Genomic DNA, 4,835 nt, shown 5'->3' with positions numbered 1-4,835 from the left:
GTGGGCCGGGCCTCACAGAGTGTGCGGCGGCGGGGCCCCCGCGCGCCTGGATCCCGTGCCGGAGCGGGGCCGGCAGCGCCGTTCGGCCCGGGGCCCCGTACGACGGGGACGACTGGGCCCCGGGCGGGGGATAGGCGTCCCTTACTTGGGTGGCCCCGGTGAATAGGCCATCATGGAGTTGTGTATTCGGACGAGTCTGCCTCCATGCCGGGTCCGCTCCCGGCGGAGGGCACGCGAGAGCGTGTCCTGCAGCTCGTGCTCACCCGAGGGCCGGTCAGTGCGGCCGAGATCGGGCGCGAGCTCGAGCTCACCGCCGCTGCGGTCCGCCGCCACCTCGACGCCCTCGAGAACGAGGGCCTGGTCGAGGTCAAGCTGGTCAAGCCCTCCCGCGGCGCCGGACGTCCCTCGCGGCGCTACGTCGTCACGGAGCGGGCCCAGACCAGGCTGGCGGACTCCCACCTCGCTGTCGCCACGGACGCCCTCACGCGCCTGGCCGAGCTCGGCGGGGAGGAGGAGCTGCGCGCCGTGGCCCGCCGGTCCTTCGCGGAGGTCGAGGAGCGCTTCCTCGCCGCCGTCGGAGACCGGGAGACGGACCTGACGGAGCGTACCGAGATCCTGACCCAAGTGCTCGACGGGCTCGGCTACGCCGGCTCGCTGCGCCGTGTGGGCGAGGGCATGGCACCGACCCTGCGCGCCGCGCAGGTCTGCCAGGGGCACTGCCCCCTGCAGGGCCTGCCCACCCGGTTCCCGGAGTTCTGTGACGAGGAGACCGCGCTCTTCGCGCGCCTGCTCGGCGTGGACGTCCGGCGCCTGTCCACCCTCGCGACCGGCGGCCACGTGTGCACCACACACGTGCCCACCGGACGCCACCTGACCACCCCCGCCCACGACCGACCCGAGTAGAAGACGAGGAGAGGCTGAGATGACCGATCAGATCCTCCAGAAGGAGATCGAGGAGACCACCGACCCCGGTGTGATCCACGAGGTCCTCGAGAAGAACCCCGAGCTGAACGCCATCGGCGCATACCAGTACGGCTGGCATGACGCCGACTCCGCCGGCGAGACCGCCCGCCGGGGCCTGGACGAGGACGTCGTCCGGGACATCTCCGGCAAGAAGGACGAGCCGGAGTGGATGCTGAAGACCCGCCTCAAGGGCCTGAAGTACTTCGACCGCAAGCCCATGCCCGCCTGGGGTCCGGACCTGTCCGGCATCGACTTCGACCAGATCAAGTACTTCGTGCGCTCCACCGAGGGCCAGGCGAAGACCTGGGACGACCTGCCCGAGGACATCCGCAACACCTACGAGAAGCTGGGCATCCCGGAGGCCGAGCGCGACCGGCTCGTGGCCGGCGTGGCGGCCCAGTACGAGTCCGAGGTCGTCTACCACCAGATCCGCGAGGACCTGGAGGAGCAGGGAGTGATCTTCCTGGACACGGACACCGGTCTGAAGGAGCACCCGGAGATCTTCGAGGAGTTCTTCGGCTCCGTGATCCCGGTGGGCGACAACAAGTTCGCCTCCCTGAACACCGCCGTGTGGTCCGGCGGCTCCTTCGTGTACGTCCCGAAGGGCGTCCACGTGGAGATCCCGCTGCAGGCCTACTTCCGCATCAACACGGAGAACATGGGCCAGTTCGAGCGCACCCTGATCATCGCGGACGAGGACTCGTACGTGCACTACATCGAGGGCTGCACCGCGCCGATCTACAACTCGGACTCCCTGCACTCCGCCGTGGTGGAGATCGTGGTGAAGAAGAACGCCCGCGTCCGGTACACCACCATCCAGAACTGGTCCACCAACGTGTACAACCTGGTGACCAAGCGCGCCGTCGTGGAGGAGGGCGGCACCATGGAGTGGATCGACGGCAACATCGGCTCCAAGGTCACCATGAAGTACCCGGCCGTGTACCTGACCGGCGAGCACGCCACCGGCGAGACCCTCTCGGTCGCCTTCGCCGGCAAGGACCAGCACCAGGACACCGGCTCCAAGATGGTCCACATGGCACCGAACACCTCGAGCTCCATCGTGTCCAAGTCCGTGGCCCGCAACGGCGGCCGCGCCGCCTACCGCGGCCTGGTCCAGGTCAACGAGGGCGCCCAGCACTCCGCGAACTCCGTGGTCTGCGACGCCCTGCTGGTGGACACGATCTCCCGCTCGGACACGTACCCGTACATCGACATCCGCGAGGACGACGTGACCCTCGGCCACGAGGCCACCGTCTCCCGCGTCTCCGAGGAGCAGCTCTTCTACCTGATGAGCCGCGGCCTCTCCGAGGACGAGGCCATGGCCATGATCGTGCGCGGCTTCATCGAGCCGATCGCCCGCGAGCTGCCCATGGAGTACGCCCTCGAGCTGAACAAGCTGATCGAGCTGCAGATGGAAGGATCGGTGGGCTGAGCCATGACCACGACCGACAACACCACCCTCGGCGCCGAGTCGCCGCTGATCCCGGGCATGGGTGAGGAGGGCGAGAAGCTCGCCGTCACCCAGGCGAAGACCGCTCCGGCCCGCCGCGCCACCCAGGGCGTGGACTCCCGCGGCTCCCGCCCGGTCTCCCGCGAGCTCTCCGCGTTCCCGGTGCTCACCGGGCGCGAGGAGGACTGGCGCTTCACCCCGCTCAAGCGCCTGCAGGGCCTGCACCTGCCGGACGGCGACGAGGGCCGCCTGACCGGCGCCGCCCCGACCGTGACCGTGTCCGAGCACGAGGGGGTCTCTGTGGAGACCGTCTCCCGTGACGACGCCCGCCTGGGCACCGCCCACACCCCGGAGGACCGCGTCTCCGCCGCCGCGTGGAACTCGTTCTCCGAGGCCACCGTGGTGACCGTGTCCGGCGAGGTCTCCTCACCGGTCCGGATCGACGTCACCGGCGCCGGCACCGAGGCCGCCGCCTCCCACCTGAAGGTGGTCGTGGAGGCGAACTCCCGCGCGGACCTGGTGCTCACCCACTCCGGCTCCGCCGTGCTGGCCGAGAACGTCGAGTTCGACCTCGCCCGGGACGCTGCCCTGAACGTCACCTCCATCCAGGCCTGGGACGCCGGCTCCGTGCACGTGTCCTCCCAGCAGGCCTCGGTGGACACCGGCGCGCACTTCAAGCACGTCGCGGTGACCTACGGCGGCGACCTGGTGCGCCTGACCCCGACCGCCCGCTTCTCCGACGAGCGCGGGGAGGCCGAGCTGTACGGCCTGTACTACGCGGACGCCGGCCAGCACCTCGAGCAGCGCCTGTTCGTGGACCACAACAAGCCGAACTGCGTCTCCAACGTGCTCTACAAGGGCGCGCTGCAGGGCCAGGACGCCCACACCGTGTGGGTCGGCGACGTGCTCATCCGTGCCGAGGCCGAGGGCACCGACACCTACGAGAAGAACCAGAACCTGCTGCTGACCGACGGCGCCCACGCCGACTCGGTGCCGAACCTGGAGATCGAGACCGGTGTCATCGAGGGCGCCGGCCACGCCTCCGCCACCGGCCGCTTCGACGAGACGCAGCTGTTCTACCTCATGGCCCGCGGCATCTCCGAGGCCGAGGCCCGCAAGCTGATCGTGCGCGGCTTCCTCAACGAGATCATCCAGAAGATCGGCGTGGCGGACGTGGAGCAGGAGCTCACCGACGTCATGGAGGCCGAGCTGCGGATCGCCTCGCTCTGACCGCCGCCGTCACCGACCCACACACTTTCCTTCAGAACACAGGAGTACACACACATGGCAACCCTGGAGATCAAGGACCTGCACGTCCAGATCGAGACCGAGTCCGGCCCCAAGGAGATCCTGAAGGGCCTGACCCTCACCCTGAACACCGGTGAGACCCACGCCATCATGGGCCCGAACGGCTCCGGCAAGTCCACCCTGGCCGCCACCATCGCCGGCCACCCGCGCTACGAGGTCACCTCCGGCTCCATCACCCTGGACGGCGAGGACGTCCTGGAGATGGAGGTCGACGAGCGCGCCCAGGCTGGCCTGTTCCTGGCCATGCAGTACCCGGTGGAGATCCCGGGCGTCACCATGACGAACTTCCTGCGCACCGCCAAGACCGCCCTGGACGGGGAGGCCCCGTCCCTGCGCCACTGGACCAAGGACGTCAAGGGCGCCTTCGAGGCCCTGCAGATCGACCCGGCGTTCATGAACCGCAACGTCAACGAGGGCTTCTCCGGCGGCGAGAAGAAGCGCGCGGAGATCCTGCAGCTCGAGCTGTTCAAGCCGACGTTCGCGATCCTGGACGAGACCGACTCCGGCCTCGACGTGGACGCCCTGCGCATCGTGTCCGAGGGCGTGAACCGCGCCCAGGCGGCCAACGAGATGGGCACCCTGCTCATCACCCACTACACCCGCATCCTGAACTACATCAAGCCGCAGCACGTACACGTGATGGTGGACGGCCGCGTGGTGGAGTCCGGCGGCCCGGAGCTGGCCGACCGGCTCGAGGCCGAGGGCTACGCCCGCTTCGAGCAGGCCGCGGTGGCGGGGGCCTGACATGACTGCTGACCGTACCCCCGTCGAGGACGTGCGCGAGGCGATCAAGGACGTGATCGACCCGGAGCTGGGTGTCAACGTGGTGGACCTCGGTCTGCTGTACGGCCTCCACTACGCGGACGACGGCGCCCTGATCGTGGACATGACGCTCACCACCGCCGCGTGCCCGCTCACCGACGAGATCGAGGACCAGGTCTCCCGGGCGATCGGCACGATGGTGGACGAGTGGCGCCTGAACTGGGTCTGGATGCCGCCGTGGGGTCCGGAGCGGATCACCGAGGACGGCAAGGACCAGATGCGCGCCCTGGGCTTTCCGAACATCTGATCCGTCCCCTTTCACGACGTCGGCCCTCACCTCCGTACGGAGGTG

At 69.2% G+C, this 4,835-nt stretch carries 5 protein-coding genes; all 5 read left to right on the top strand.

Annotation, left to right across the window (positions count from 1 at the left end):
- Nucleotides 1-204: 204 nt before the first annotated feature.
- Genes AC2W7A_RS09555 through AC2W7A_RS09535 form a run of 5 tightly spaced genes read left to right on the top strand, consistent with a single transcriptional unit; the run spans nucleotide 205 to nucleotide 4,790 of the window.
- Nucleotides 205-903 (top strand): helix-turn-helix transcriptional regulator, encoded by a 699-nt coding sequence (locus AC2W7A_RS09555; protein WP_485991157.1) that lies wholly within the window; start codon nucleotides 205-207, stop codon nucleotides 901-903.
- A gap of 19 nt (nucleotides 904-922) precedes the next feature.
- Nucleotides 923-2,395 carry a Fe-S cluster assembly protein SufB gene (gene sufB, locus AC2W7A_RS09550; protein WP_485991156.1) on the top strand — a complete coding sequence of 491 codons (1,473 nt, stop codon included), beginning with the start codon at nucleotides 923-925 and terminating at the stop codon, nucleotides 2,393-2,395.
- 3 nt (nucleotides 2,396-2,398) lie between these two features.
- On the top strand, nucleotides 2,399-3,643 hold the full coding sequence (sufD, locus tag AC2W7A_RS09545) for a Fe-S cluster assembly protein SufD (RefSeq protein ID WP_485991155.1): 1,245 nt from the start codon (nucleotides 2,399-2,401) through the stop codon (nucleotides 3,641-3,643).
- 54 nt (nucleotides 3,644-3,697) lie between these two features.
- Entirely contained in the window at nucleotides 3,698-4,465 is a 768-nt protein-coding gene (sufC, locus tag AC2W7A_RS09540) for a Fe-S cluster assembly ATPase SufC (RefSeq protein ID WP_485991154.1), read from the top strand.
- Nucleotide 4,466: 1 nt separating this feature from the next.
- Entirely contained in the window at nucleotides 4,467-4,790 is a 324-nt protein-coding gene (locus AC2W7A_RS09535; RefSeq protein ID WP_485991153.1) for a metal-sulfur cluster assembly factor, read from the top strand.
- Nucleotides 4,791-4,835 lie beyond the last annotated feature (45 nt).

Source organism: Micrococcus sp. LASM2_SD2 (assembly GCF_057364565.1).
Note: the sequence above shows the minus strand (reverse complement) of the source record. Positions and strands in the feature narration are given on the sequence as shown.